This window comes from Butyrivibrio sp. WCD2001 (assembly GCF_000424485.1).
Lineage (GTDB): Bacteria > Bacillota > Clostridia > Lachnospirales > Lachnospiraceae > Butyrivibrio.
In genome coordinates this window covers 328,105-353,889 of the sequence record NZ_AUJZ01000005.1, presented here as the reverse complement: position 1 = coordinate 353,889, position 25,785 = coordinate 328,105, and the positions used below count along the sequence as shown (strand labels likewise).

The window sequence follows — 25,785 nt, the reverse complement described above, 5'->3', positions numbered from 1 at the left end:
GCTTGAATGCATCTATAATAGCATCTTCTTTATCTTGAGGACATTGAGGCGTATGCCCCTGCCCTGATCCCACTCGGTAATTTTCTCTCTTTTCTATACCAAGTTTATCCTTAACCTGTGCGATATAAAGATTTGGGACTCTTAATCCATGAACCTCAGCAACATAATCTCTTATCTCTGCATATGTTGCTGTTCCATCCTTTCCCTCCAGCATCTCTACATCTAATTCTATATCAACAAAGCCATCTACCTTTTCCCTACTTAAAAGCACAACCGTCTCAACATGATTTGTCCAAGGGAACTGATCTACTGCCACAGCCCTCTGAACATAATAGCCGCCCTCTGCAAGGGTTTCGAGATCCCTGGCGAGGGAAGTAGGTTTGCAGCTTACGTAGATCATGTGCTTTACGCCGTAGTCGATGATCTTTTTAAGTGCCTTGGGATTGATGCCTTCACGGGGAGGATCAAGAATGATGAGATTGGGCTTGTCCACGATATCATCAAGAACTTTAAGCACATCTCCTGCGATAAATTCGCAGTCCAGAAGCTGATTTCTCGCAGCGTTCTCCTTTGCGGCCGCAACAGCTTCTTCAACAATCTCAACACCTATCACCTTATTGGCAATGGGTGCAATTATCTGGGCAATGGTTCCTGTTCCGCAGTATAGATCATAGATGATCTTGTCACCCGGATCCTCCGACATGTTGTCATAAAGTCCGTCGATGTATTCCCTGACAGTGCCATACAGAACCTCTGCACTAAGAGAATTTGTCTGGAAAAATGAGAAGGGTGTAATCCTGAACTTAAGTCCAAGAAGCTCCTCATAAAAGTAGTCCTGTCCATAAAGTACAGTTGTTCCTTCATCAATTATGGCATCTGCCTTGGCATCATTTTTTGTATGAAGAATACCAACGATATGCCCGGAGAGCTCAAGGGTTAAAAGCATCTCCGCGTAATTCATGAGATTGTGGTCTTCCTGTGTCGTCGTCACTATGTCTATCAGGATGTCGCCTGTCTTCTGAGCCTTTCTTACGAGAAGGTGTCGAAGATAACCCTCCTGTTTCATTCTATGATAAAAAGTGATTTTTTCCTGTCTATATAATTCTCCGAAATACGAAAGTGTGGCGCTTAAGATGTTGTTGTAATCATCATCCACAATTCTGCAGCCTGTTACGCTGACAATATCATGCATGCTGTTTCTTTTGTGCATGCCAAGAGTGAGGGGACCACCTATCTCCTCATCTCCAAAAGTAAATTCCATCTTATTTCTGTATGCAAATTTGATGGGGCTTGTTTTTATGCCCTCCCAGGTATAACTCTGAGTCTGCTTCTCCAGAATAGGATTAAGAATATGCCTTACCTGCTGTTCTTTCATGCCAAGTTCTTTGACATAAGGCATGGTAAGATAGCTGCAGCCTCCGCATTTGCCAAAATGTATGCAGGGGCTTTCTATAGCATCAATAGGCTCTTCGAGAACCTCGAGGAGCCTACCTTCTGCTCTGCCATTTCTGTTTTTAATAATCACACATGACACCTTCTGACCGGGAAGTGTGTTCTTAACTATCACTTTTCCCTCAGGTGTCTCCATAATGCCTTTGTTAGGAAATTCAACCCTAACAATTCTGCCCGTTACTATATCTTTTTTCTTCATTTCTCCAAATCCAGATCAACGAAGTCGTCATCAAAGTCGTCGAAATCGTCATCATCATAATCGTAATCATCCTCGTACTCGGGCATCATGTAATTGAATACCAGATAAGCGATTGTTGCTACAGCAGCAATTGCTCCGAAAACTGCAAGGCACCATAAAACAATGTTTGATGGCTTCTTAGCGTTTGCAGCTTCTTTTTTCTCTAAAAGCTCATTGATTCTGACTGTTTCAAGAAGTTCTTCGATTCTGTTCTTATCCATTACTTACCCCTTTCCAAGATGTAGTTAGTGGTTAATACCCCTCATCCGGCACTTCGTGCCACCTTCTCCCAGCGGGAGAAGGCATAAAATGTTATATATATTATAGCATTTATTAATTCACAATCTATTGAATTGGCAAAGTTTATACTTTTTTAAGCTTCGCAAATGCAGCGAACATGATTTTCTGTCCGTAATCGTCAAAATCGATTGTGACCTTATAGTCTCTCGGTTCCTTGACGATATCAAGGACAGTCCCTTCACCGAACTTAACATGCAGGACTCTGTCACCTACGCCGTAATCAAGTGCTGCTCCGGCTGTCGGCATTCCTTTGGATAATCCGGCGAGTCCCGGTTTTCCGAGAGAAGCCTTACTGTGTGCACTGGCAGCTCCTGCAATAAAAGGTTTGTCCTTTGGTACCGCTCTCTTTTTGGGAGGTGCCGGCTTTGCGACAGGTCTTCCGTAAGCAGGCTGGGTCGCCGCTTTCGTCCCGGCATAAGCACTTCTCTTAAGAGGCGAGTTTGCTGTACCGGCTGCATAGGTGGGTTTTGAGAAGTCCATCTTTTTCTTAAAAATGCGACCTGTATCAAGATCGATATCCTCATCGTCATCGATGGATTCTCCGCCATCATACATGAAGGAAGATTCAGCCGCTCCGACCTTTTCAAGAAGCTCAGCCGGAATCTCAGTTACAAATCTGCTCACAGGGTTGTACTGGAGCTGACCTCTTGTCATTCTGCTTCTGGCACTTGTGAGTGTGAGATGTTTTCTTGCTCTGGTTATTCCAACATAAGCAAGTCTTCTCTCCTCCTCGAGTCCCTCGGGATCTACTCCTTCGTCCATCAGCGCCATGAAGCTGGGGAAAACATTCTCCTCCATACCCGCGAGATACACATGATCAAACTCGAGTCCCTTTGCACTGTGAAGTGTCATGAGGAGCACCTTGTCGTCATCCTCGGATACATTGTCAATATCCGCCACCAGAGCAACCTCTTCCAAGAATCCCGTAAGCGTAGGTTCATCCTCTTTTTCCTCGTAGCCGGCCATTTTGGATATAAGCTCGTCCACGTTCTGTTCACGCTCGTTATCCTCGGTGTTCGCGTCCTCATCGATTGTATAGAGATAATCGATGTAGCCGATTTCTCTGATGATGTGCTGCATAAGCTGATCAAGTCTCGCCTCTTTTGCAAAGGCTCTGAAAACTCCGATCATTGACGCAAATGCCTTGCACTTTGCCTGCGCTGTCTTATTAAGTCCCGGGATCATATCAGCCTCGGCGCACGCCTTCAGAAAACTGATATTGGCCTTATCTGCGTATTCCTGAACATGAGTGATACTTGTAGCTCCGATCCCTCTTTTCGGAACATTTATGATACGTCTCGCAGCAAGGTCATCCGCACCGGAATCAATAGTCTTCAGATAGGCGAGACAGTCCTTGACCTCACGTCTGCCGTAGAAGTTCACTCCTCCCACAAGGTCGTACGGAATTCCTTCATACACGAATCGCTCTTCCAAGAGTCTCGACTGCGCATTGGTTCTGTAGAGAACTGCAATATCCTTATAATCCGCTTTGCCTGACTTTTTGAGTTTGCAAACTTCGGATGCTATAAACTCAGCCTCCTCGGGAGCCTGATTCACAACCTTTAATCTGACGAGTTCGCCTTTCCCTTCGTCAGTCCAGAGAGCCTTGTCTTTTCTTCCGTAGTTATTCCTTATGACAGCGTTTGCCGCATCAAGAATACTCTGTGTAGATCTGTAATTCTGTTCCAGTTTTATCACTGTCGCATCGGGATACACTTTTTCAAAATCAAGGATATTCCTGATGTTCGCGCCGCGGAATCTGTAAATACTCTGATCATCATCACCGACCACGCAAAGGTTCTTATACCTGTCTGCAAGAAGCCTTACGAATTCAAACTGTACGTTGTTGGTATCCTGATACTCATCAACCATTATGTACCTGAAGCGTTCCTGGTACTGCGCAAGCACCTCCGGCTCGTCCTTGAAGAGCTTCACCGTGTTAAGAAGAAGATCATCAAAATCCATTGCATTATTCTTCTTAAGCGTATTCTGATACTCGATGTATGCCTTCGCAATTTTCTGCTTCTTAAAGTCGTTTCCCGATGCCAGCATGTATTCATTGGCATCGACGCAGTTGTCCTTTGCATGCGATATCGCAGTCTGGATGTTGCGGAGCTTTAGCTGAGTTGTCTCCAGCTGATATCTTTTGCAGATATCCTTAAGTACCGACTTGGAGTCATCCGTATCATAGATTGTAAAATTGTTGCTGTAACCGATTCTGTCAGCGTAGCGTCTTAAGATTCTTACACAGGTTGAGTGAAAAGTCGCAACCCATATGCTCTCGGCGCCAAAGCCTACAATCTTATCAACTCTTTCGCGCATCTCGCCGGCCGCCTTGTTGGTAAAGGTTATCGCGAGAATGTTCCAGGGATTAACTCCGCATTCGTCAATTAAATAAGCGATCCTGTGCGTCAGGACTCTGGTCTTTCCCGAACCTGCTCCGGCAAGTATCAGGACCGGACCGTCTGTCTGCAGAACCGCTTTTTTCTGTTCACTATTCAGGGTGTCGTAAATGCTCATTAAATATGTACTACCTTTCGAAAATTACCCTCATCCGTCGGCTTCGCCGACACCTTCTCCCAGAGGGAGAAGGCATTATTTTTTCTTCTTCTTTGTCTCTTTGTCGCCCTCGCGCTCCTCTTCGATGTGATCGATGATGTTCTCGATAAGAAGCATCTTCATGAAAACATCGTAAGCAAGCATAGAGACAAAATTGAACATCTGAAGTTCGTTCTTGTCTTCGCCCTTCGCCTCGGGAAATGATTTCTGGGCGGTCTTATATTTTTCCTCGATGTCAGTTTTAAGATGGGCGATAATATCCTTCTGCTCATCGTAGATTGTCTTGTAGATATCTTTTAAATTTATGTCCTCATCGTCTTTTCCAAAACGTTTGTAAACAGGCTCAAACAAGGTCTGGATATCACTGAAGGACAGCATGTTTTTATAGTAGTAGATGAACATCAAAAGTATGATGTGATCCTTGGAATACTTCTTCTTTACCGGAGGGGGAAGCAGATCATTTTTGGCATAGTTATTGATCATGGTCTTCGTGAGTATCTTATCCACTCCGGGATGCCTTGAGGACTTCCTAAGGCTCTCATCCATAAAAGTAAGCAGCTGGTCCATATACAGGTCGATGTTAGGGATATCATTAACATCAACCTGAGTGGTTCTGTCCATGCTGGCCATTATGCTGTTTAGAAAATCATCATAGTCTAGTGTCATAAATTCACTCCAATTTAGTATCCCCTCATCCGTCAGCATCCCCCAAGGGGAAGGCTATTTAGATTTAACCTTTTCTGCCTGGCGCATCATCTCCCTCGCATTCTCCATTGCAGAATCTGTGATTGTGGCGCCGCCAAGCATTCTTGCAAGTTCTGATGCTCTCTCATCATCCGAGAGTTTTCTGATCCGGGTGACGGTTCTCTCGTTTCCGCCCTCTTCATGAGTTCCCTTCGCGATCTCATAATGAGTGTCAGCCATAGATGCAATCTGAGGAAGGTGTGTGATGCAGATTATCTGGTGACCCTTTGCAAGAAGTCCAAGTTTCTCCGAAACCTTCCAGGCAGTCTGTCCGCTTATTCCCGCATCTATCTCATCAAAAATGAGTGTATCTATGTCATCCTTTTCAGCGACAACGGTCTTGATTGCAAGCATGATTCTTGAGAGCTCACCGCCGCTTGCCACCTGATCAAGGGGTCTTATCCTCTCTCCGGGATTTGTGGAAATCATGAATTCCACATCATCATAGCCTCCCGCGGAAACTCTCTCTCCGTCAGGCTTAACATCAATCTCGAATCTTACATCTATGAAGTTAAGATCCTCCAACGCTTTGCGGAGAAGCTCCGATAAAGCTTTGGCATTTTCTTTTCTCAGGTCTGAGATGCTCTTGCAGGCGGATAACAACTCATCATGGAACCTCTTCTCATCAGCAAGAAGACCGTCTCGGTATGCTGCAAGGTCCTCGAGTTTTTTTAGCTCCTCTTCCTTCTCATCCCTGTACTTTAAAACTTCCTCAATGCTTCCGCCATACTTATCCTTGAGATGGTTTATGGTGTTGAGTCTGTCCTCTGTTGTCGCAAAATCTTCGGGATCAAACTCAAGCTCATCGATATAGGATGAAATAGCATGACGAAAATCAGATAATAAATTATCGATATCAGAGAGCTGTTCCAAAAGCTCCGCAGCCTTATCGTCATAGCTGCTAACCGAGGAGAGCTCACGCACTGCTCTTCCTATAGCATCCGCAGCGCTTTCACCGGAGTCGCCTGCTCCCGTCACCTCAGCGGCAATACCTGCTGCCTCGGCAATCTTCCTGGAATTGACCATTCTTCTGTATCTGGTCTCAAGCTCCTCATCCTCACCCTCTTTGGGGTCTGCATCAGTAATCTCATTGTATTCGAAATTCGCGAGATCCTTTTGTCTCTCACGTTCTCTTTCGTCTAAGTTGGTCTCATCGAGAGCCTTCAGAACATCCTTCCAGCTTCCGTAAGCCTTTGCACACTTTTCCTTAAGCTGCAAAAGCTCCTCACCTGCAAAATCATCCAGTATCTCCAGATGCTTTTTCTTGTGAAGGAGTTCCTGATGGTCATTCTGACCGTGAATATTTATAAGTATGTTTGAAAGATCACGAAGCTGCCTTGCGCTTACTGTCTCGCCGTTTGCCTTGCAGACACTTCTGCCCTCCATGATTTTTCTCTGCAAAATAAGTGTTCCGTCTTCTTCTACAGGAATATCAAGTTCCTTAAGGCTTCTTAGCTGCGCTTCATTTTTGATTCCAAAGGTCAGCTCGATAAGAGCATATTCAGCTCCCGTGCGAATCATACCACTGTCAGCTTTAGCACCGAGCGCCAGATTCACACTGCCGATAATAACTGATTTACCGGCGCCGGTCTCACCACTCATTATGTTAAGACCGTTTTCAAACTCAACCTCCTGCTCATTTATCAGAGCAAGATTCTTCACATGTAGATTGTATAACATATTTACCTCTTTCCTTTTTGCTTCTTCGGGCAAGTCAAGGAAATGTATATAATAACTGTCCGTTTAATGGGACAGGTACTATCAGCCTATTATTTCGTTCAGGGCATCCATAACCTTCTGAACATCGTTATTGGTACGTATAGCTGCCATGATGGTATCATCACCGGCAATACATCCTACTACCTCTTCAAATTCCATAGCATCAAGAGCAGCGGCTACAGCCATCGCCATTCCCGATACCGTGCGGATAACCAGAATATTCTGAGCATGATCCATACTGATAAATCCTGCTCGCAGGACATCCGCATACTTGTCAGTCATTCCTGCACTGTCCTGAACAAAAACATATTTATGCCTTCCGTCAGGAGTAGCTCTTTTGGTCAGTCGGAGCTCTCTTATGTCTCTGGATACGGTCGCCTGGGTAACCTTAAAACCCGCAGCATTGAGCATATCCGCGATCTGCTCCTGAGTTTCGATAACATTGTTTTGAATTATTTCGATCAGTTTGCTGTGACGTTTTTTCTTCATACAAGTTTTTTCCTTAAAATGTTTAAAAAGCTTTCACTGCTTAGTTTCAATATCTTGGTAACCTGTTTTGCTGCGGTGATATCTATCCTGTCCCCGCTCTTCATCATCATCCTTTTTCTTCCGTCGAGAGAAGCCTCCAGCTCCAAAGTACTGTCTCCGCTTCCTTTTCCGATTTCTATAGTGACCTTATCATTCTCGGAAAGCACTATTGTCCTTCCGTTAGCCGCATGCGGACATATCGGTGTCAGAAGAAGTATCCGTGCCTTTGGATCCACAATCGGTCCGCCTGCAGACATATTATAAGCCGTCGAACCCGTAGGCGATGAAAGAATTATTCCATCGGACTGATAGGTTGTAAGCGGCAGATCATTTACATACACATTAAAATTGAAAACCCGGAGCGATGAACATCTTGCGATTACGATGTCATTTAAGGCGTAGTTGATAACACCTTTTTCTTCTCCCTGACAGAGAACTCCCTGAAGCATCATACGGTCTTCTATTTCATACTCATCACTAAGAAGCTTATCCATGGCGCTTTCGACCTCAGATAGGTCAACCTCCGCCATATAGCCCAGCGTTCCAAGATTAACTCCGATAAGCGGGATATTTTTCCCAAGGACATTACCCGCCGCCTGGAGCATCGTTCCATCGCCTCCAAGAACAATGCAACACTCTACGCAGTCCGGAACCTTGCAGGAATACTCCTTGCCGTTTTTATTCGCCGTACTCTCTATCTCGGCGACCTCGCAGAATGCCCCCTTCTGCTCAAGGTAATCCCTGATGCGCAGGGTGGCCTTCATTCCGGGATCTTTGCCTCTGTTAGTGATTATGAAAAACCGTCTCATAGACCTTATAACTCCCCGTGTGCTCTTCCTACCGTCTCCTCAATAAGTTCCTTCATATCAGACTCCGTTGAAAAACCATTGCCTGCACTCAAAACCTCTGACAGCAAATGAAGTCCCTCGCCTTCATTGATTTCAGACACCTCATCGTTTCTGCTCTCATCCTTTTTGATATAAAGAAGGTATTCTATATTTCCCTCCGGTCCCCTAACCGGTGAAAAATCGAGATTTAAAACCTTAAATCCGATTATGTGGGCAAAATCTATTACCTTGCAGATGACCTCTTTGTGAGTCTCAGGTTCTCTCACAACTCCCTTTTTACCTACCTTCTCGCGGCCCGCCTCAAACTGGGGCTTGATAAGGCATACCATCTCTCCGCCATCCTTAAGAAGCTTTCTCGCGGGAATAAGTATTTTGGTAAGTGAGATGAAAGAAACATCAACCGATGCAAAATCAAGGTCATCGTCTATATCATCTCTTGTAAGATATCTGAAATTGGTTTTCTCCATGCAGACCACGCGCTCATCGGATCTAAGTTTCCAGGCAAGCTGACCATGTCCCACATCCACCGAGTAAACTTTCACCGCTCCGTTTTGAAGCATGCAATCCGTAAAGCCTCCGGTGGAAGCTCCTATGTCCATGCATACAAAGCCATCGAGTTTTAGCTCAAAGCTCTTCATAGCCTTCTCAAGCTTGAGACCGCCTCTGCTGACATAGGGGAGTTGTTCTCCCTTTACTTCAAGAGATGTGATTTTTGATTCATCAAAGGATGTTCCGGGCTTGTCTTCTCTCTGACCGTTTACAAAAACATCGCCTGCCATAATGACAGCCTTTGCCTTCTCACGGGAAGTGGCAAGTCCTCTGGAAACCAGAATTACATCCAGTCTTTCCTTAGCCATCTACTGTTATTTCCTCATATTTTCTCATTACTTTTTGGGCAATCGACTCAGCATCAACACCAAGTGCCTTATAGAGCTGATCACATGAGCCGTGAGTTACAAACTCATCCGGAAGAGCTATACAAAGATGGTGAATATCAATTCCTTCATCATAGATAAAGCGTCTTACCTGATCTCCAAAACCACCATTCTCAACGTTCTCTTCCATCGTAACTATAAGCTTATGTTTTTTCGCTGCGTCCCGCACATGCTCTCCGTCAATAGGCTTAGCAAATCTCGCGTTGGTAAGTGAACAATTGTAGCCTTTTTCAAGAAGTATCTCTCGAACTTTCTCCGCGGTTTTCACCATACTTCCCAATGCAAAGAGGATGATATCTCTCTCCTTGTACAGTGGCTCTGCCTTACCCATCTCAATAGGTGCACGGAAGTCTGCAAGTCCATCGTATGCTGTACCCCTCGGATATCTGATCGCCGAAGGTCCATCGAAAGCAATCGCGAACTTAAGCATGTCGGAAAGCTCCCATTTATTCTTGGGCGCCATTATATGCATATTGGGCATACTGGAAAGGTAGGACAAATCAAATATTCCCTGGTGAGTCTCACCGTCGCTTCCAACAAGTCCTGCCCTGTCTATCGCAAAGGTAACCGGAAGATTCTGAAGACAAACATCCTCCAGTACCTGATCGTAAGCTCTCTGTAAAAATGAACTGTACACCGCAAAAATCGGATGGAAACCGCCGACTGCAAGTCCTGCTGCAAAGGTAACCGCATGTTCCTCCGCGATTCCCGCATCAAAAAATCTGTCGGGGTACATATTCCTGAATCTCTTAAGTCCGGTTCCGTCCGCCATTGCTGCTGTAATTGCAACCGCCTTGGGCTCGCGTTCACCTATTTTGCACATAACCGTGCTGAAAATATCCTGATAATTGGCTGTGGTTCTGGGATTCCTCGGAATTCCGTTCTCAATAAGGAACGGCTCCGTACCATGGAAGCGCGCAGGATGCCTCTCTGCAGGTTCAAAGCCCTTACCCTTCTTGGTAACCACATGAATCATAACAGCCTTACGAACCTTCTTAGCCTCGCGGATAGCAGCCCGCAGTGCTGTGATATCATGACCGTCGATTGGTCCAAGGTATGTGATGCCGAGATTCTCAAATACCATTCCCGGAACAAAGAGCTGTTTAAAACTGTTCTTTGCACGTCTGATTCCCTTGACCATCTTGGGACTGGAATTCTTAAGGGAGTTGTATATATCATCCCTCAAATTAAGGTATCCCTCATTGGTTCTTACGACATTGAGGTATTTCGCCATTCCACCAACATTCTCTGAAATAGACATCTCGTTGTCGTTTAGTACCATGATAAAATTCGTATCAAGCTTCGCAGCATTGTTAAGGGCTTCGTAGGCAAGGCCACCTGTAAGTGAACCATCACCGATTACAGATACGATGGTAAACTTCTCATCGGAGAGCTGTCTTGCTCTTACCATACCAAGTCCCGCAGATAAACTGGTGGAACTGTGGCCTGTGTCAAAGCAGTCACACTCCGACTCCGATCTCTTGGGAAATCCACTCATCCCACCGAATTTCCTCAGATTATCAAAGCCGTCCTTACGACCGGTTAAAAGCTTATGTGTGTAGGACTGATGTCCGACATCCCAAATAATTTTGTCCTTCGGAAGATCTAGTTCTAAGTGAAGAGCCATGGTCAGCTCAACCACACCAAGGTTTGATGCCAGATGTCCACCGGTCACACTTATCTTTTCTATGAGAAAATCACGAATCTCCTGCGCAAGTTCGCCCTGCTTGTTTTTCGGTATTTTCTTTATGTCGTTTGGTTTCTTTATACTGTCGAGTAACATGTTAATCCTCATCCGTCAGCTTCGCTGACACCTTCTCCATAGGAGAAGGCATAAATGTTATCACTTTTGTCTTGAGATCATCCACTTTACAAGAGGTATCAGGAATTCTTCGCTGCCATCGTATTTTGAAAGGATGGAGGCTGCTTCGTCCGAAAGCTTCCTGACTTCTTCTTTTGATTCTTCAAGTCCGTGAAGTGTCACATATGTAGTCTTCTCATTCTTTTCATCTGAACCAATCGGCTTTCCTAGCTCCGCTTCGTCGCCCGTAACATCAAGAACATCATCCTGAATCTGGAAGGCAACTCCGATCTTCCTCGCAGCCTGTTCAATATCATCAAGTGCCTTTTTATCGGCTCCTGCGAGAAGTGCTCCTATCATCATGCTGCTCTCCAGCATTGCAGCTGTCTTATTCTCATGAATGAAAATGAGTTCCTCGGAGGTCGCTGCAGCCTTTCCCTCAGCCTCTATGTCTGCGCACTGTCCGCCAACCATCCCGTATATACCGGCCTTCCTGGCAAGGATTTCAAGAGCCTTAGCTCGTCTGTCGCTAATATCTCCGTCGAAGGGATCGGGATTTGTTTTGCATAAAAATACCTTCAGAGCGGTTTCGTATGCATAATTTAAAAGTCCGTCTCCTGCAAGAGTAGCCATTCCCGCACCATATACAACATGGGTGGTCTTCCTGCCTCTTCTGTATTCATCGTTATCCATCGCCGGAAGATCGTCGTGCACAAGGGAATAGGTGTGGATCATCTCAATGGCCGCAGCAAAAGGCGCCACCAGATCCTTGTCCTTTCCGGAAAAAATCTTAAACATCTCAAGCATCAGAACCGGTCTGATTCTCTTGCCACCTGCCATGACACTGTAATTCATGGCTTCGATTACTTTTTTCTGATAGCCTTCCTCAGCGGGAAGAAAGCTCTTTATGATATCCTCTGCTTCTGCCGCTCTGCTATCCAGCATCTTATCAAAATCGGACATTACTCAAAATCCTCCGTGCTGCCGTCAGCCATAACCTTCTGAACCTTTTTCTCAACCTTGTCGATGGAATCGTTACAGTATTTAAGCAAATCCATGCCTTCCTTGAAGAATTTAAAGGATTCCTCAAGAGTGACATCGCTCTTTTCAAGAGCCTTGATGCGCTCGTCTACTTCAGCGAAGGCTTCTTCTATTGTGATTTCTTTTTCTTCGTTTTTCTTAGCCATATTTTCTCTTCTCCGCACCCACAACTTCTGCCCCGATAACACCGTCGCTGACATTTATTTCAATCTTGTCGCCGGGCGCTACATTTTTGATACTCCTGACATTCTTGCCTTCGGAATCAGCCACATAGGAAAATCCCGACTGCAGTTTATCAAGAGGACTGAGGGCTTTAAGCCTCTCTATATCGACATCCAGGCGGTGCCTGTTGTCCCTTATGAGGTCTGTCATCAGACGCTCAAGCTTGTCAGTAGCCTGCGCAGCTCTCATTCTCTGATCGCGTATTCTCGCCTCCGGTGAAAGGTGTTCCAAAAGGCGCCTATCGGAGGCTGCCTTCTCGCGGAGTCTCATTATCCTGTCGTTCATTCTGCGGGTAAGAATATCGCGGTAGGCATCGATATCCTGAAAAAGCAGGTCAATCTCATATACCGCCAGCTCTGCTGCAGCAGAAGGTGTGGGTGCTCTTAAGTCCGCAACATAATCGGCTATCGTAGTATCCGTCTCGTGGCCTACTGCCGAGATGATGGGAATCGGACAGTTGAAAATCGCTTCCGCCACAATCTCTTCGTTAAATGCCCACAGATCCTCAATGGATCCGCCGCCTCTTCCGACAATGATTACATCCACATTCATTGCTGTGAGAGTCTCTATGCCTCGGACAATACTCTCCTTCGCCTGATCTCCCTGAACTATTGCAGGATACAGATATATCTGCACATAGGGATTTCTTCTGGTGGAAATATTTATAATATCTCGCACAGCCGCACCGGTAGGAGCTGTCACAACTCCAAGCGTTTTTATATGCTTTGGTATCTGCTGTTTATATTCATTAGCAAACATTCCGCGCTCTGACAGCTCTTTTTTCAAAGCCTCAAAACGCTCAAACAAAGCACCTGCTCCATCCAGTTCAATTTTTCTGGCATAAAGCTGGTACTTCCCGTCCCGTTCATATACATCTATTGATCCGGTAACGCAGACCTGTTGGCCCTCCTGCATACGGAATCTAAGCCCCGTAGCGGCGCTTCCCCGGAACATCACACAAGAAATCGCTCCGGACGCATCCTTAAGCGTGAAGTAGATGTGACCGGAGGAGTGATATTTGCAGTTACTGACCTCGCCCTTCACCGTAAGTGATGAGAGCAGGAAGTCCTGCGTGAACATATTTTTAATATAGGAATTTATCTGCTCAACTGTATATACATTACGCAAGTTTTGCCAGCACTCCGTTTACAAAGGAAGAAGCGCCGTCCTGGCCGAATTTCTTGGACAGCTCAACTGCCTCGTTGATTGCTACCCCTGTGGGGATAGATTCATCGAATTTAATCTCATAGACAGCGAGTCTCAGGATTGCGAGCTCAACTTTTCCGATACGCCCTGTATCCCATCCCGTTGTCACTTCATTGATGAGCTTGTCAATCTCCGGGAGCTTCTCTGCGATGTTCTCGTAGCGCTCCTTCACGTAATCAACATCTTTGGCACTCATCTCTATGTCGCTTGTTTCAATGAACAGGTCCTCCTGCTCACGCATCTCCTCGGGTGTATTGAATTCTACACGAAAAAGAAGCTGAAAAACCTGTTCTCTAAGTTCTGATCTTTTCATAATATCCTCTGTAATCCTTAATCAGGCATCTTGATGCCGGCAATACGTACGTTGACGTCAGTAACACTAAGTCCTGTCATGCTCTCGATGGAGCTCTTAACCTTATCCTGGACCTGCTTACTTGTAGCGGGAATGTTGTAGCTATAATCCATAAGAATGGACATATCCACACGTACCTTACCTTCATTCAAAAAGATCTTGGAACTCTTCTGGATGTTCTTCGGACCTGCCTTATCTATATTTTCACTGGTATAACCACCTGCCATCTCACTTACTCCGTCAATCTCAAGAGCAGCAAGCGCAGCAATCTTGGCAACAACGTCGTCGGCAATCTTTACAGAGCCGATTCCCTTTGCCTTTAATAGTGTATTATTCTGTACTTCCTTTTCCATAATAATCATGTTCCTTTCATACTGAAATCCTTATAATTATACAAGATAGAAAAGCGGAGGGCAACTTTTTATGTATACCCTCCGCCAAAGCTTCAATATGTTTTTTCGTAAAATTTCGTGCTATTATTTGTCGCTCTTTTTGTTCTCTTCAATGTACTTGTCGAGCTTATCAAGTTGCTTTGTAGCGAATGCCTTTCCGCCGATACCGAAGGAAATTGCAAATGCAACAGCAAGTGCTGCAACAATGATAATGAATGCTGAGTTAACGATTGTAGTAGCAATTCCGAGCTGGTTGAGAACCATGAAAATGCCGATTACAAAGATAACTGCCTTGGAAACAAGTGCATAGCCGTCCATTCCGTTCTTCTTAAGAGCCTTCTCTGCAAGGATTGCAGCAAAGTATGTAAGTGTAAGAACGATGATAGCAGCAAGAGCCTTGGGCATATAGCCGATAACAGCAGCGCCGATGTCTGTAAGGAGCTTAAGATCTACTACCGCAAAGCCCTGTACGATGAACATGATGTTGATAACAACCTGAACAACGGTACCTGTAACCTTTGAAAGAACGAACTTCTCTGTCTTACCCTCTGTTGCGTCTGTGAGCTTCTTATCAACGCCTGTTGAAGCAAGGAGCTGAGTAACGATCTGACCTGCGAATCTGCCGATAAGGTAGCCGACAAATACAACAAGGCAAGCTACTACTATGCGAGGGATGTAATCAACAACAACTGTGAGCATGCTTACAGCGGGTGCTGTGATAGCATCAATCTTAAGAACGTTGAGTGCTACGATGAAAACAGGGATCATGATAAGAACATATACGATGTAAGCAAGTGTATATGAAAGCTTAGCTGTGTCCTTAACCTCAATGCCTGCCTTAGCCTGAAGCTCATCAACCTTAAGTCTTGCAAATACAGGAACAAGAAGTGTTCTTACTGTTGTAGCGATAAGGTTACCTACAAAGATAACGATAAGTGCTGCAAGAACGTTGGGAACATATCCCCAAATTGTGTTAAGCAGTCCCATTACAGGAGATGTAACACTGTCAATTCCCAATGTGTTAAAAATCTGTGGAATAAAAAGTAAGAATACCAGGAAGTAAACAAGCTTACTGATGTAAGTAATTGTAACTCCGGGTCTCGGACCATCTGCTCTTGAAACAATGAATCCAAGCTTAGTGTGTGTCATCAACTTAATGATGAGTGTCTTGGCAATTGAAGCCGCGATGTAGGCTATAAGCAGAATAACAAGCGCTACTATCACTTTCCCCAGGCCCCCAAATATGCCGGTCATGAAACTAGTAACATCGAACAAATTAAACATACCATTTCCTCCTTGGTGTTTATATAGTTACCCGGTCCTTACGAATGTATGAAAACATGTAGATAATCATAAAAAACCGAACGATACAATTTTACCACCGGGGAACGCTCTAAGCAAGGTAATATCTATATTTGCAAAAAGAAACTTCGTACCCAAAATGCAATTTTCAGCAACATTTTAAAGTACGAAGTTTTAATATAACCAGATTATAAGAATGTATTGTTCATCAAAGGTCGTATATGAAACTGTATTGTTTGAGCCCTCCATATATCCGAATACCTGCTGATCGGTTATGAGCCTTCTTATGAATTCGTCGTATACGGCTCTTGTACTGCATTTTATCGTGACATTGTTACTTCCGTCGGCGTATCTTCTTGAGAAAAGATTCCCCAGCGCAGTCATGTCATTTTCCGTAAAGTACTCACCTTCCCTTACATAATAATTGTTGCGCATTGAAGTGCAATCCGGCATTGGAAGCGTCTCGGATATGGTATGTGTCTTACTGATATCCTGAGTTGTGCAGCACAAATAGGTGTAGTTGATCAGCGGAAGTTTTTGCGAATCAGCTCCTCCGCTCTCAAATTTCTGATAAGAGGAATCTCCCCAGGTCGTATCGACGTAGGTGTACTCTCCGTCAGCATATACAAGATTCCACGCATGGCCGACACCGTTCACCTTACCTGTGACCATCGTGGTAGGAACCCCAAGTTTGTTAAGGATATACTGCGTAGCTTTGGCATAGCCCTGGCACACCGATTTTCCATATAAAAATACCGAGCATATATTCTGATTATCCGGCGCACTCGCGTCGTATTCAGTATTGGTTATAAGATAATCATAGACATACTTGACCTTCTCATAATCATCAGCATCCTGCGGAGCTCCTGCCAGGCATGTATCCACATAGGCATCGATTTTGGCCTGACGTGAATCAATCTCCTCATCGCTGTAAATATAATTGCCTGTAAAAGATATCTTCTTCAGAACTCCTGCTACCGTATAGCGTGTGTAGGTATAACCGTCCATATAGAAAAGCTCGGGGTGATCGGCAAGTACAAACTGACATACCACATCGAGAACCTCTTCATCAAGTGTCGATACAACTACGTCCTCAGCGCGTCTCTCAATAATTCTAAGAAGCTCGACGTATAAGGTCTGTCCTTCCTTTGTCAGATGTTCATAGGCGTAGTTGCCCTGCTGAGCCTTCTTTAAATCCTCTATATCAACTACAGATAAACCGAGGGATTCTCTCTGCGCCTGCTGGAAGGAGTCACTAAAATAGGTTGTCGCGTCCTTCCCCTGCTCCTCGTCGGTTTCCTCAACATCCTTGCGGCGTCCTGTTCTTCCAGTCTCCTTCTCAATCTGAGTGATGAGATCATCGATAGCCTGGTTAACCTTATCGGGATCAAATGTACCCGAATGGGAGGCATCGTTATTAGAGACTTCAACGGAATCTACAGAAGCGTCGGTTGTAGGGGCATCTGAAGCTTCTGCCTCCGCGGCTGCAGGTTCAGATTCTGCTGCTACTTCTTCTCCCACCAAAATCTCATCATCGGAATTAATAAGATTGTTGGCCTTAAAAAAGTCAGTAACCGAATCATTACATCCTGCCAGAAATGCCGCCATAAAAACGGATGCAAAAAAGACAGATGCTTTCCCTATTAAGTTTTTAAAACATCTGTCTCTTCTCATTAGTTTTTCCTAAACTCGCTAAGCGATAATCCTTTGTTTCTGTCGAGAACCATCTGGGGACTCCACTCGTTGATAAAGATAAGAAGCGGTCTTCCGTTCATATCCTTTATCTTCTTCATATCAGAGGTGCCCACAAGTGAATTCATGTCGACATCCTCGTTATCAACCCAACGTATATACTCATATGGTAACATATCCAGGATAATTTCGACATTATATTCGTTCTCAAGTCTGAATTTAAGTACGTCAAACTGAAGTACGCCGACAACGCCTACGATGATTTCCTCCATTCCCATGTTGAATTCCTGGAAAATCTGGATAGCACCTTCCTGCGCAATCTGCTCGATACCCTTGACGAACTGCTTTCTCTTCATGGTATCAACCTGACGAACCCTTGCAAAGTGCTCGGGTGCGAAAGTCGGGATTCCCTCATAGGTTACGGAATCCTTGGGCATGCATACCGTATCACCGATTGAAAAGATACCGGGATCGAATACACCCATTATATCACCTGCATAGGCCTCACTTAAAATCTTACGTTCATCGGCCATAAGCTGCTGAGGCTGTGAAAGTCTGAACACTTTTCCTGACTGAACATGCTTAACTTCCTTGTCCGCATCGTAGCGTCCGGAGCATATTCTCATGAAGGCAACTCTGTCTCTGTGTGCCTTGTTCATGTTGGCCTGGATTTTGAAAACAAAAGCAGTAAATTCGTGCTCCTTGGGGTCGATAACCTCTCCCTCTGAATCAGTTCTTCCACTCGGAGGTGTAGCCATCTGAAGGAAGTTGTGAAGGAAGAGCTCAACACCGAAGTTCTGAAGCGCAGAACCGAAGAACACGGGAGTAAGCTTACCTGCTCTGACCTCTTCAAGATTAAATTCAGCACCTGCACCGTCCATAAGCTCGATCTCACCCTCAAGATTCTCAAGAGCTTCCTCACCTATTGTGGAAACAAGCTGATTCCTGTCTTCCATAGGGATTATGGTCTCTGTACCTTCCTTTGTTCCCTTCATTGTATCCTGGAAAGTTACGACATGTTTCTCCGCTCTGTCATAAATTCCCTTGAAGTTCTTACCTGATCCGATAGGAAGATTCATCGGGCATGTAGCAATTCCAAGGTGATCTTCGATATCATCAAGAAGCTCGTATGTATCCATCGCATCTCTGTCGAGCTTATTTATAAATGTAAAGATCGGAATATGTCTCATGGTGCAGACCTTAAAAAGTTTCTTGGTCTGGGGCTCAACACCCTTACTTGCATCGATGACCATGACTGCGGAATCAGCAGCCATAAGTGTTCTGTAAGTATCCTCTGAGAAATCCTGGTGTCCGGGTGTATCAAGGATATTGATGCAGCAGTCCTCAAAGTTAAACTGAAGAACTGAGGATGTAACCGAAATACCTCTCTGTTTCTCAATCTCCATCCAGTCTGAAACGGCGTGCCTTGCTGTAGCCTTACCCTTTACGGATCCTGCGAGATTGATGGCTCCGCCGTAGAGAAGGAATTTCTCTGTAAGTGTGGTCTTACCTGCATCGGGGTGGGAAATGATTGCAAAGGTACGTCTCTTATTTATCTCTTCTGTGATCTGGTTGTTACTCATTTTAAAACCTTTCAAAAAAACGCAAAAATTACTATTACTTCCAAAATATCTGCCGTGCGCTCATGAAAAAATATTTCACCTAAAAAAATGCGCACCCAACCTATTTTAAGGAAAGGTGCGCGTAAAGTCAATTACTGACTTAATCTATTTGTATTTTCTCTATAAAAACGGGTTATAGAACCTGCTGCCGTTTATGTGCGTAAGTGTAATCGATGCCACCAAAAGCAATGCACATACGACGATGCAAAGGTAGTCTATCCATCTGAATTTTCTCTCCATATACCAGGTTCGCTTTTTGTTTTTCCCAAAGCAGCGAAGCTCCATGGCATTTGCTATGACCTCGATTCTGTCCATACTGCTTAATACCAGCGGTATAAGAATTGAAGAAGCCGACTTAAGCCTGCTTATAAGCGACGCTTTTTTACTAAGCTCTATCCCTCTGGCCTGAGATGCCTGGCTGATCTCGTGATACTGTTTCTGTATGTCCGGTATGTAGCGAAGTGCCAGCGCCACTGAATAAGCAACGGAATACGGAACTCCTATCTTATTAAGCGATGCCGCAAATTCACTGGGATTCGTGGTGCAGACAAACAGCAGCACAAAGGGTATCGTCGCAAAGTACTTCAGAATGTAATTGAGCTGAAAAAACAGCTGCTCAGCGGTTGGTGCGAAGTATCCCGAAAGTCCAAAGAGAAGGGTTGTACTGCCGTAAACTCCGCAGCCGTGGCGAGGCGAAAACAGATAAACCAACGTTGTACTCAATGCAAGATAAACCAGTGTAAATACAAGCATAAAGGTTACATCCTTAAGTTTTATCCTGCCTACAGGGAAAAGCGCGACTCCCAAAACCGACATGACAGCAAGAAGTCTCGTGTCATATGTAGTCATGGCGGCAAGGCTCCACAAAAGAAGACACACCAGCTTGGTAGCCCCTGTAAGCTCATGAATCGGAGACTCTCTTTCTATATAATTAAAAAGATTATTCATCGCATAATCCTCTCACATTCTCTCGCTCATAGTCGATAAAGTCCTGAACAAAGGTGGCAGCATCTTCAATACCGCACAAATTTGCCAGATCGTAAAGACTGGTCTCTTTAAGGCTTGCCCTGTCGACAATTTCAGAATCAGTCAGAATCTCTGCACAGGTTTTATCCGCGATTATCTTCCCGCCGGAAAAGACTATGCCTCTGTCAGCATATTCCAGCATAAGATGCATATCATGAGTTATCATGATTATCGTGATTCCCTGCCGATTCAGCTGTCTCAAAAACTCCATGATTTTGGTGTAATGCCTATAGTCCTGTCCTGCAGTGGGTTCATCGAGAATAAGCACCTTGGGCTCAAGTACAAGAATGGAGCATATGGTAACTCGCTTCTTTTGTCCATAGCTAAGCGCTGATATAGGCCAGTTTCTCATCGTATAGAGACCGCAGATTTTGAGCGCTTTTGTGACCTTTTCCTGAACCTCTTCCTCCGGGACTCCCCTGAGCCTTAAGCCCATAGCGACTTCGTCCATGATCATGACCTTGGAGATCATCTGATTCGGGTTCTGCATTACATAGCCCACATAGGCTGCCCTCTCCTTGATAGACAATGCGGAAAAGTCGCTGCCTTCAAAGAATATCTGCCCTTCATCTTCGTTTTCCATTCCGCAGATAACCTTGGAAAAAGTGGATTTCCCGGCACCGTTGGTTCCGACGATTGCCACCATTTCACCCTTCGAAACAGCAGTGGAAATATTATCAAGGGCCCGTTTTTTCATCTTTTCATAAGTAAAAGAAAGACCCTTTGTTTCAAGGAGCTTCTCTTTAGATGAAGCCTTTTTATCTTTGTGAACCTCCTTCATGAACTTCCTTAGCTGAGCTTTGTCAGTATCGGAAAGAATAAGATTTTCTATTGAAGAAGGTCGCATTTTGCTCTCTATACTCACGCCTGCATATTTAAGAGCAGTAAGATACAGCGGCTCTCTTACTCCGCATTCGGAAAGGAGCCCTTTTGAAAGAAGCTCATCAGGACTTTCATCTGCAACTATATGCCCCTCCTGCATCAGAACAATTCTGTCAACACTTCTGTGAAGGACATCCTCAAGACGGTGCTCAATTATGATAACCGCAGCACCTGTCTTTTTTTGAAGCTCATCGATAAGTTCAATCGCCTGTTTTCCCGTCTTGGGATCAAGATTTGCGAGAGGCTCGTCAAACAAAAAGAGATCAACATCACTGGCTAGAACTCCTCCGACGGATACTCTCTGCTTTTGCCCACCGGAAAGCTCTCCGGGCGCATGAAGCAGAAAGTCCTTTAGATTCAGAGTTGTCGCAACTTCATCCACTCTCTTTCTCATATCCGGTAAAAGAACACAGTCATTCTCAAGAGCAAAAGCCAAATCTTCCGCAACAGTCATCCCTACAAACTGGGCATCACTGTCCTGAAGAACAGTTCCCACGATATGTGAGATATCAAAGATTGACATTTCCTTCGAGTCTTTACCGTTTATCAAAAGAGAGCCGGTGATATCACCCTTATAGGACGACGGAATAAGACCGTTTATAAGACTTCCCAGAGTGGACTTACCGCAACCGGAAGGCCCCGCTATAAGCAGCTTTTCACCCCTTTTAATTTTGAGGTCAATATTATAGAGCGTAGGCTTAGCCTGCGCCCTATATTTAAATCCAAGATTCTTAAATTCCAGTATATATTCGCTCATATTATAATCAGTTTTCTTCCGTAAGGCTGCCCTTCTTCGGGATTGCCTTAGAATAAGCTATGCAAAGAATTGTTCCAACAATGGCAGTTGTAATAATGTTTATGATAGCACCGGTCACACCCTGAACGAATACCTTATTTGCAGGTTCCTGGAACATAAGGATGTCCAGGATAGGTGCAACAACTATCCATGAAATAGCATGTGCAATAGCCTGACCTACGTTAAAAGTGATAATACCCTTTGTACCAAACTCGCCCTCATCTATCTTCAGTTTCATTGTTACGATTCCCATGAGGCAGCCAAATACCGCTGAAGCGATAACCCAGCTCCACCATACTCCCCAGCCGTAACTGAAGTCGATAAAGAAGTGTCCGATAAGGCCTGCGAGAGCTCCCGGAATCGGTCCGAAAACAGCGGCTATAAATGCAAGCAGACCATACTGGATTGAAATGTTAGTGTTGGGCACAGGACTCGGGATTGCAACGAATCTTCCGAGCACAAAGAAAAGTGCCGCACCGATACCAATAGCTACAATTGATTTTACCCCTAGTTTTTTCATACTTCTTCCTCCTAAATATACGTTTTATAGCATTGATGTTCCTTCAAACTCCGGTTTAATTCCAAAGTAGTCAAGAACAGTGGCTCCTATATCAGCGAAAGTACTTCTGGTTCCGAGGTTCTTCGGTGTTACATTCTTGCCATACATAATGAAAGGTATGTATTCCCTGGTATGATCCGTGGTCTTCTGGTATGCGGGATCACAGCCATGGTCAGCTGTCATCATAATGATGTCATCATCGCGAAGCTTAGCGACCATCTCGGGAAGCTTGTTATCAAAGTAATTAAGCGCCTTTGCGTAGCCGTCGATATCTCTTCTGTGTCCGTAAAGCATATCGAAATCTACCAGATTCACAAAGCAGAGTCCGTCGAAATCCCTGTCCATATATGCGAGTGTCTTTTCGATTCCATCGGCATTGCTCTCGGAGAAAACATACTCCGTAAGGCCTTTTCCTTCAAATATGTCTCTTATCTTACCAACGCCCAGAACATCCTTGCCTGCTGCCTTGAGCTGGTCAAGCATGGTTGTCTTCGGAGGCTCAAGTGAATAATCGTGTCTGTGAGGAGTTCTTGTATAATTACCGCTTGTACCGACGAAAGGTCTTGCAATTACACGTCCCACGCCAAGGTCTCCCTGAAGCATTTCTCTTGCAATATGGCAATACTCATAGAGGGTCTCCAGCGGAACTATATCCTCATGTGCTGCAATCTGGAACACACTGTCTGCAGATGTATAGACGATAAGATTTCCTGTCTTTACATGTTCATCGCCGTAGTCATTGATTACCTGAGTGCCTGAGTAAGGCTTATTACAGATAACTCCTCTTCCGACGCGCTTACTGAATGCATCCAGGAACTCCTGCGGGAATCCGTCGGGGAATTTCGGCATGGGTTTGGGTGATATCACACCTGCGATTTCCCAGTGACCTGTCGTTGTATCTTTATCCTTACTTGCCTCCTGGCATTTGCCATAAGCTGCTGTGGGATTGGGAACGGAAGGCACACAGTCAACTCCATCAATATTGAAAAGTCCCATCGCTCCCATATTAGGCATGCTGAAATACTTGCTGGTAGCGCATGACCTTATTGTATTTACATCAAAATCTCCGTACTCTGCAGCATCGGGCTCTTCTCCGACACCAAAGCTATCAAGCACTATTAGAAAAATTCTTCCCATATTTGTATCCTCCGGAAAAATTAGAAATAGTAGGTAAATCTTTCTTTCCTACCCTATTAGTTTATCATGAAATAGTATCAAAACATTATAATTTTTTGATAAAATGAGTTTTTTCCATATTAAAAAACTGAGAAAATGATTCAAGGTCACTTTCTCAGTTCTTCTTATTTTGTATTTATCGCAGCAAATCTGCTTTTGATTATTTCTGTGCAACATCCTTCATTGAGAAGCTGATTCTGCCCATACGATCCTTGCCAAGGCATACAACCTTAACCTCATCGCCAAGAGTAAGAACATCCTCAACGTGATCGATACGCTCGTTAGCGATCTTGCTGATGTGTACCATACCCTCTTTGCCGGGTGCAAACTCAACGAATGCGCCGAATTCCTTGATGCTTACAACTTTTCCTGTGAAGATCTGGCCCTTCTCGAAATCTGTTGTAATGATATTGATCATATCAATAGCCTGCTGCATCTTATCCTTATCTTCACCGCAGATGCTTACCTTCCCGTCATCTGTGATGTCGATCTTAACGCCTGTGCGGTCGATGATCTCGTTGATTGTCTTACCTCTCTGACCAACAACATCACCAATCTTATCAGGATCGATCTCGATAGAGATGATCTTGGGAGCATACTGGCTAACTTCCTTACGAGGCTCAGCGATAGCCTTGCTCATGCACTCATCCATGATGAAGAGACGAGCTTCGCGGCACTGTGAAATAGCCTGAGTTACGATATCCTTTGTAAGACCGTGGATCTTGATATCCATCTGGATAGCTGTGATACCTTCCTTAGTACCTGTTACCTTGAAGTCCATGTCTCCGAAGAAGTCCTCAAGACCCTGGATATCTGTAAGTACTACGAAATCGTCATCTGTATCGCCTGTTACAAGACCGCAGCTGATACCTGCAACCATCTTCTTGATCGGAACACCTGCTGCCATAAGTGACATACATGATGCACATGTGGAAGCCATTGATGTTGATCCGTTAGACTCAAAGGTCTCTGATACGCAGCGGATTGCGTAAGGGAACTCTTCCTCTGAAGGAAGTACAGGGAGAAGTGCTCTCTCTGCAAGTGCGCCGTGACCAATCTCACGACGTCCGGGTCCTCTTGAAACCTTTGTCTCACCTACTGAATAAGCAGGGAAATTGTACTGGTGGATATATCTCTTACCTGTTACGAAAGGATCAAGTCCCTCAACCTTCTGCATCTCTGAAAGAGGAGCAAGAGTTGTTACGTCACAGATCTGAGTCTGTCCACGTGTAAACATAGCACTTCCGTGCACTCTCGGAATAAGATCAATCTCTGCAGCAAGAGGACGGATCTGATCAAGTGCTCTTCCGTCAGGACGCTTGTGATCCTTGAGGATCATCTTACGAACTGTCTTCTTCTCATACTGGTAAATAGCCTCTCCAAGGATAGCAAGCCACTCCTCGTTGTCAGCGAACTTCTCTTCAAGACGAGCTGTGATCTCAGCGATGTTAGCCTCACGCTTCTGCTTCTCATCTGTGAATACAGCGTTCTCCATCTCTTCCTGAGGAACTACTTCCTTGATTGCTGCGAAAAGCTCTTCCGGTACTGCACAGCTTGCATACTCGTGCTTCGGCTTTCCAACCTCTGCAACGATGCCCTTGATGAACTCGATGAGCTTAAGGTTTACATCATGTGCAAGGTAAATAGCTTCCTTCATCTTATCCTCGGGAACCTCGTTACAACCTGCCTCGATCATGATAACCTTCTGGCCTACTGAAGCAACTGTAAGGCGCATATCGCCCTTATCCCACTGCTCCTGTGAAGGGTTGATAACGAACTCGCCATCGATAAGTCCAACCTGTGTCATAGCGCAGGGGCCATCGAAAGGAATATCTGAAATAGAAACTGCTACAGATGCACCGATCATAGCCACAAGCTCAGGTCTGCACTGTGTATCTACAGACATAACCATAGTCTCAATTGTTACATCATTGCGGTAGTCCTTAGGGAAAAGAGGACGCATAGGTCTGTCAATAACACGGCTTGTGAGAATAGCATTCTCAGAAGGCTTTCCCTCGCGCTTATTGAATCCTCCGGGGAACTTACCGATAGAATAGAATTTCTCACCGTACTCTACGCTGAGAGGGAAGAAATCAATTCCGTCTCTGGGCTTGTCGGAAGCTGTTGCTGTACAAAGAACGGTTGTATCGCCGTACTTCATGAATGCGCATCCGTTAGCCTGTTTTCCTACCTTGCCGATCTCAATTGTAAGAGTTCTTCCTGCAAGTTCTGTTGAAAATGTTTTCATGTTTTTCTCCTTCTCGCGCCATCCTCGGGCGCATTATGTATATAAAAAAATAGTTATTTATATTAACCCCTCATCCGGCACTTCGTGCCACCTTCCCCCCAAGGGGAAGGCACGAAGGTATTAATAATTCCACATTTTAAATTGA

At 44.8% G+C, this 25,785-nt stretch carries 22 protein-coding genes; all 22 read right to left on the bottom strand.

Going from position 1 to position 25,785, the window contains the following annotated elements; all coding sequences use genetic code 11:
• Positions 1-1,651, bottom strand: a 1,651-nt coding sequence (gene rlmD, locus G630_RS0106465; protein WP_026498104.1) for a 23S rRNA (uracil(1939)-C(5))-methyltransferase RlmD, incomplete at its 3' end; no start/stop codon positions are given.
• A complete protein-coding gene (locus G630_RS0106460) occupies positions 1,648-1,911 on the bottom strand; it encodes a hypothetical protein (protein ID WP_022761928.1) in 264 nt (87 codons plus the stop codon). The genes rlmD and G630_RS0106460, both read right to left, overlap by 4 nt.
• Before the next feature lie 142 nt (positions 1,912-2,053).
• The gene (locus tag G630_RS0106455; RefSeq protein WP_026498103.1) at positions 2,054-4,510 is read right to left on the bottom strand and encodes an ATP-dependent helicase; all 2,457 of its coding nucleotides are present in this window, start codon (positions 4,508-4,510) and stop codon (positions 2,054-2,056) included.
• A gap of 75 nt (positions 4,511-4,585) precedes the next feature.
• Positions 4,586-5,215, bottom strand: coding sequence for a DUF1836 domain-containing protein (locus G630_RS0106450; protein WP_026498102.1), 630 nt, complete (start codon positions 5,213-5,215; stop codon positions 4,586-4,588).
• Positions 5,216-5,269: 54 nt separating this feature from the next.
• On the bottom strand, positions 5,270-6,973 hold the full coding sequence (recN, locus tag G630_RS0106445) for a DNA repair protein RecN (protein ID WP_026498101.1): 1,704 nt from the start codon (positions 6,971-6,973) through the stop codon (positions 5,270-5,272).
• A gap of 81 nt (positions 6,974-7,054) precedes the next feature.
• On the bottom strand, positions 7,055-7,501 hold the full coding sequence (gene argR / locus G630_RS0106440; protein WP_022761932.1) for an arginine repressor: 447 nt from the start codon (positions 7,499-7,501) through the stop codon (positions 7,055-7,057).
• Positions 7,498-8,349: an NAD(+)/NADH kinase gene (locus G630_RS0106435; RefSeq protein ID WP_022761933.1), complete on the bottom strand. Its 852-nt coding sequence runs from the start codon at positions 8,347-8,349 to the stop codon at positions 7,498-7,500. The genes argR and G630_RS0106435 overlap by 4 nt, the downstream gene beginning before the upstream one ends.
• Before the next feature lie 5 nt (positions 8,350-8,354).
• The gene (locus tag G630_RS0106430) at positions 8,355-9,245 is read right to left on the bottom strand and encodes a TlyA family RNA methyltransferase (protein ID WP_022761934.1); all 891 of its coding nucleotides are present in this window, start codon (positions 9,243-9,245) and stop codon (positions 8,355-8,357) included.
• The gene (gene dxs, locus G630_RS0106425; protein WP_022761935.1) at positions 9,238-11,106 is read right to left on the bottom strand and encodes a 1-deoxy-D-xylulose-5-phosphate synthase; all 1,869 of its coding nucleotides are present in this window, start codon (positions 11,104-11,106) and stop codon (positions 9,238-9,240) included. Before dxs ends, G630_RS0106430 begins: the two co-directional genes overlap by 8 nt.
• A gap of 60 nt (positions 11,107-11,166) precedes the next feature.
• Positions 11,167-12,087, bottom strand: a complete 921-nt coding sequence (locus tag G630_RS0106420; protein WP_022761936.1) for a polyprenyl synthetase family protein — start codon at positions 12,085-12,087, stop codon at positions 11,167-11,169.
• Positions 12,087-12,311 carry an exodeoxyribonuclease VII small subunit gene (xseB, locus tag G630_RS0106415; RefSeq protein WP_026498100.1) on the bottom strand — a complete coding sequence of 75 codons (225 nt, stop codon included), beginning with the start codon at positions 12,309-12,311 and terminating at the stop codon, positions 12,087-12,089. The genes G630_RS0106420 and xseB overlap by 1 nt, the downstream gene beginning before the upstream one ends.
• Complete coding sequence (xseA, locus tag G630_RS0106410; RefSeq protein ID WP_049946126.1) at positions 12,304-13,467, bottom strand: exodeoxyribonuclease VII large subunit; 1,164 nt, start codon at positions 13,465-13,467, stop codon at positions 12,304-12,306. Before xseA ends, xseB begins: the two co-directional genes overlap by 8 nt.
• Positions 13,468-13,507: 40 nt before the next feature.
• The gene (nusB, locus tag G630_RS0106405; protein ID WP_022761939.1) at positions 13,508-13,906 is read right to left on the bottom strand and encodes a transcription antitermination factor NusB; all 399 of its coding nucleotides are present in this window, start codon (positions 13,904-13,906) and stop codon (positions 13,508-13,510) included.
• Positions 13,907-13,923: 17 nt separating this feature from the next.
• Entirely contained in the window at positions 13,924-14,298 is a 375-nt protein-coding gene (locus G630_RS0106400) for an Asp23/Gls24 family envelope stress response protein (protein WP_022761940.1), read from the bottom strand.
• A gap of 123 nt (positions 14,299-14,421) precedes the next feature.
• Complete coding sequence (locus tag G630_RS0106395) at positions 14,422-15,621, bottom strand: mechanosensitive ion channel (RefSeq protein WP_022761941.1); 1,200 nt, start codon at positions 15,619-15,621, stop codon at positions 14,422-14,424.
• A 192-nt stretch (positions 15,622-15,813) separates the two neighbouring features.
• The gene (locus tag G630_RS23435; protein ID WP_049946121.1) at positions 15,814-17,313 is read right to left on the bottom strand and encodes a transglutaminase domain-containing protein; all 1,500 of its coding nucleotides are present in this window, start codon (positions 17,311-17,313) and stop codon (positions 15,814-15,816) included.
• Positions 17,313-18,914: a peptide chain release factor 3 gene (locus G630_RS0106385; RefSeq protein WP_026498098.1), complete on the bottom strand. Its 1,602-nt coding sequence runs from the start codon at positions 18,912-18,914 to the stop codon at positions 17,313-17,315. Before G630_RS0106385 ends, G630_RS23435 begins: the two co-directional genes overlap by 1 nt.
• A 159-nt stretch (positions 18,915-19,073) precedes the next feature.
• Positions 19,074-19,901, bottom strand: a complete 828-nt coding sequence (locus tag G630_RS0106380) for an energy-coupling factor transporter transmembrane component T family protein (RefSeq protein ID WP_026498097.1) — start codon at positions 19,899-19,901, stop codon at positions 19,074-19,076.
• Positions 19,894-21,618, bottom strand: a complete 1,725-nt coding sequence (locus G630_RS0106375) for an ABC transporter ATP-binding protein (protein WP_026498096.1) — start codon at positions 21,616-21,618, stop codon at positions 19,894-19,896. Before G630_RS0106375 ends, G630_RS0106380 begins: the two co-directional genes overlap by 8 nt.
• Positions 21,619-21,625: 7 nt before the next feature.
• Positions 21,626-22,177: an ECF-type riboflavin transporter substrate-binding protein gene (locus G630_RS0106370; RefSeq protein ID WP_022761946.1), complete on the bottom strand. Its 552-nt coding sequence runs from the start codon at positions 22,175-22,177 to the stop codon at positions 21,626-21,628.
• 24 nt (positions 22,178-22,201) lie between these two features.
• Entirely contained in the window at positions 22,202-23,353 is a 1,152-nt protein-coding gene (locus G630_RS0106365) for a phosphopentomutase (protein WP_022761947.1), read from the bottom strand.
• Between the two features lie 199 nt (positions 23,354-23,552).
• Positions 23,553-25,640, bottom strand: coding sequence for a polyribonucleotide nucleotidyltransferase (locus G630_RS0106360; RefSeq protein WP_026498095.1), 2,088 nt, complete (start codon positions 25,638-25,640; stop codon positions 23,553-23,555).
• Positions 25,641-25,785 lie beyond the last annotated feature (145 nt).

Bases quoted from the DNA above. Each gene is read 5' to 3' on its own strand.
- recN (WP_026498101.1), bottom strand. From the start codon at position 6,973: ATGTTATACAATCTACATGTGAAGAATCTTGCTCTGATAAATGAGCAG.
- xseA (WP_049946126.1), bottom strand. From the start codon at position 13,467: ATGTTCACGCAGGACTTCCTGCTCTCATCACTTACGGTGAAGGGCGAG.
- G630_RS23435 (WP_049946121.1), bottom strand. From the start codon at position 17,313: ATGAGAAGAGACAGATGTTTTAAAAACTTAATAGGGAAAGCATCTGTC.
- G630_RS0106400 (WP_022761940.1), bottom strand. From the start codon at position 14,298: ATGGAAAAGGAAGTACAGAATAATACACTATTAAAGGCAAAGGGAATC.
- G630_RS0106365 (WP_022761947.1), bottom strand. From the start codon at position 23,353: ATGGGAAGAATTTTTCTAATAGTGCTTGATAGCTTTGGTGTCGGAGAA.
- G630_RS0106455 (WP_026498103.1), bottom strand. From the start codon at position 4,510: ATGAGCATTTACGACACCCTGAATAGTGAACAGAAAAAAGCGGTTCTG.
- nusB (WP_022761939.1), bottom strand. From the start codon at position 13,906: ATGAAAAGATCAGAACTTAGAGAACAGGTTTTTCAGCTTCTTTTTCGT.
- G630_RS0106385 (WP_026498098.1), bottom strand. From the start codon at position 18,914: ATGAGTAACAACCAGATCACAGAAGAGATAAATAAGAGACGTACCTTT.
- G630_RS0106430 (WP_022761934.1), bottom strand. From the start codon at position 9,245: ATGGCTAAGGAAAGACTGGATGTAATTCTGGTTTCCAGAGGACTTGCC.
- G630_RS0106395 (WP_022761941.1), bottom strand. From the start codon at position 15,621: ATGTTTAATTTGTTCGATGTTACTAGTTTCATGACCGGCATATTTGGG.
- argR (WP_022761932.1), bottom strand. From the start codon at position 7,501: ATGAAGAAAAAACGTCACAGCAAACTGATCGAAATAATTCAAAACAAT.
- G630_RS0106380 (WP_026498097.1), bottom strand. From the start codon at position 19,901: ATGAATAATCTTTTTAATTATATAGAAAGAGAGTCTCCGATTCATGAG.
- G630_RS0106460 (WP_022761928.1), bottom strand. From the start codon at position 1,911: ATGGATAAGAACAGAATCGAAGAACTTCTTGAAACAGTCAGAATCAAT.
- xseB (WP_026498100.1), bottom strand. From the start codon at position 12,311: ATGGCTAAGAAAAACGAAGAAAAAGAAATCACAATAGAAGAAGCCTTC.
- G630_RS0106375 (WP_026498096.1), bottom strand. From the start codon at position 21,618: ATGAGCGAATATATACTGGAATTTAAGAATCTTGGATTTAAATATAGG.
- dxs (WP_022761935.1), bottom strand. From the start codon at position 11,106: ATGTTACTCGACAGTATAAAGAAACCAAACGACATAAAGAAAATACCG.
- G630_RS0106435 (WP_022761933.1), bottom strand. From the start codon at position 8,349: ATGAGACGGTTTTTCATAATCACTAACAGAGGCAAAGATCCCGGAATG.
- G630_RS0106360 (WP_026498095.1), bottom strand. From the start codon at position 25,640: ATGAAAACATTTTCAACAGAACTTGCAGGAAGAACTCTTACAATTGAG.
- G630_RS0106420 (WP_022761936.1), bottom strand. From the start codon at position 12,087: ATGTCCGATTTTGATAAGATGCTGGATAGCAGAGCGGCAGAAGCAGAG.
- G630_RS0106370 (WP_022761946.1), bottom strand. From the start codon at position 22,177: ATGAAAAAACTAGGGGTAAAATCAATTGTAGCTATTGGTATCGGTGCG.
- G630_RS0106450 (WP_026498102.1), bottom strand. From the start codon at position 5,215: ATGACACTAGACTATGATGATTTTCTAAACAGCATAATGGCCAGCATG.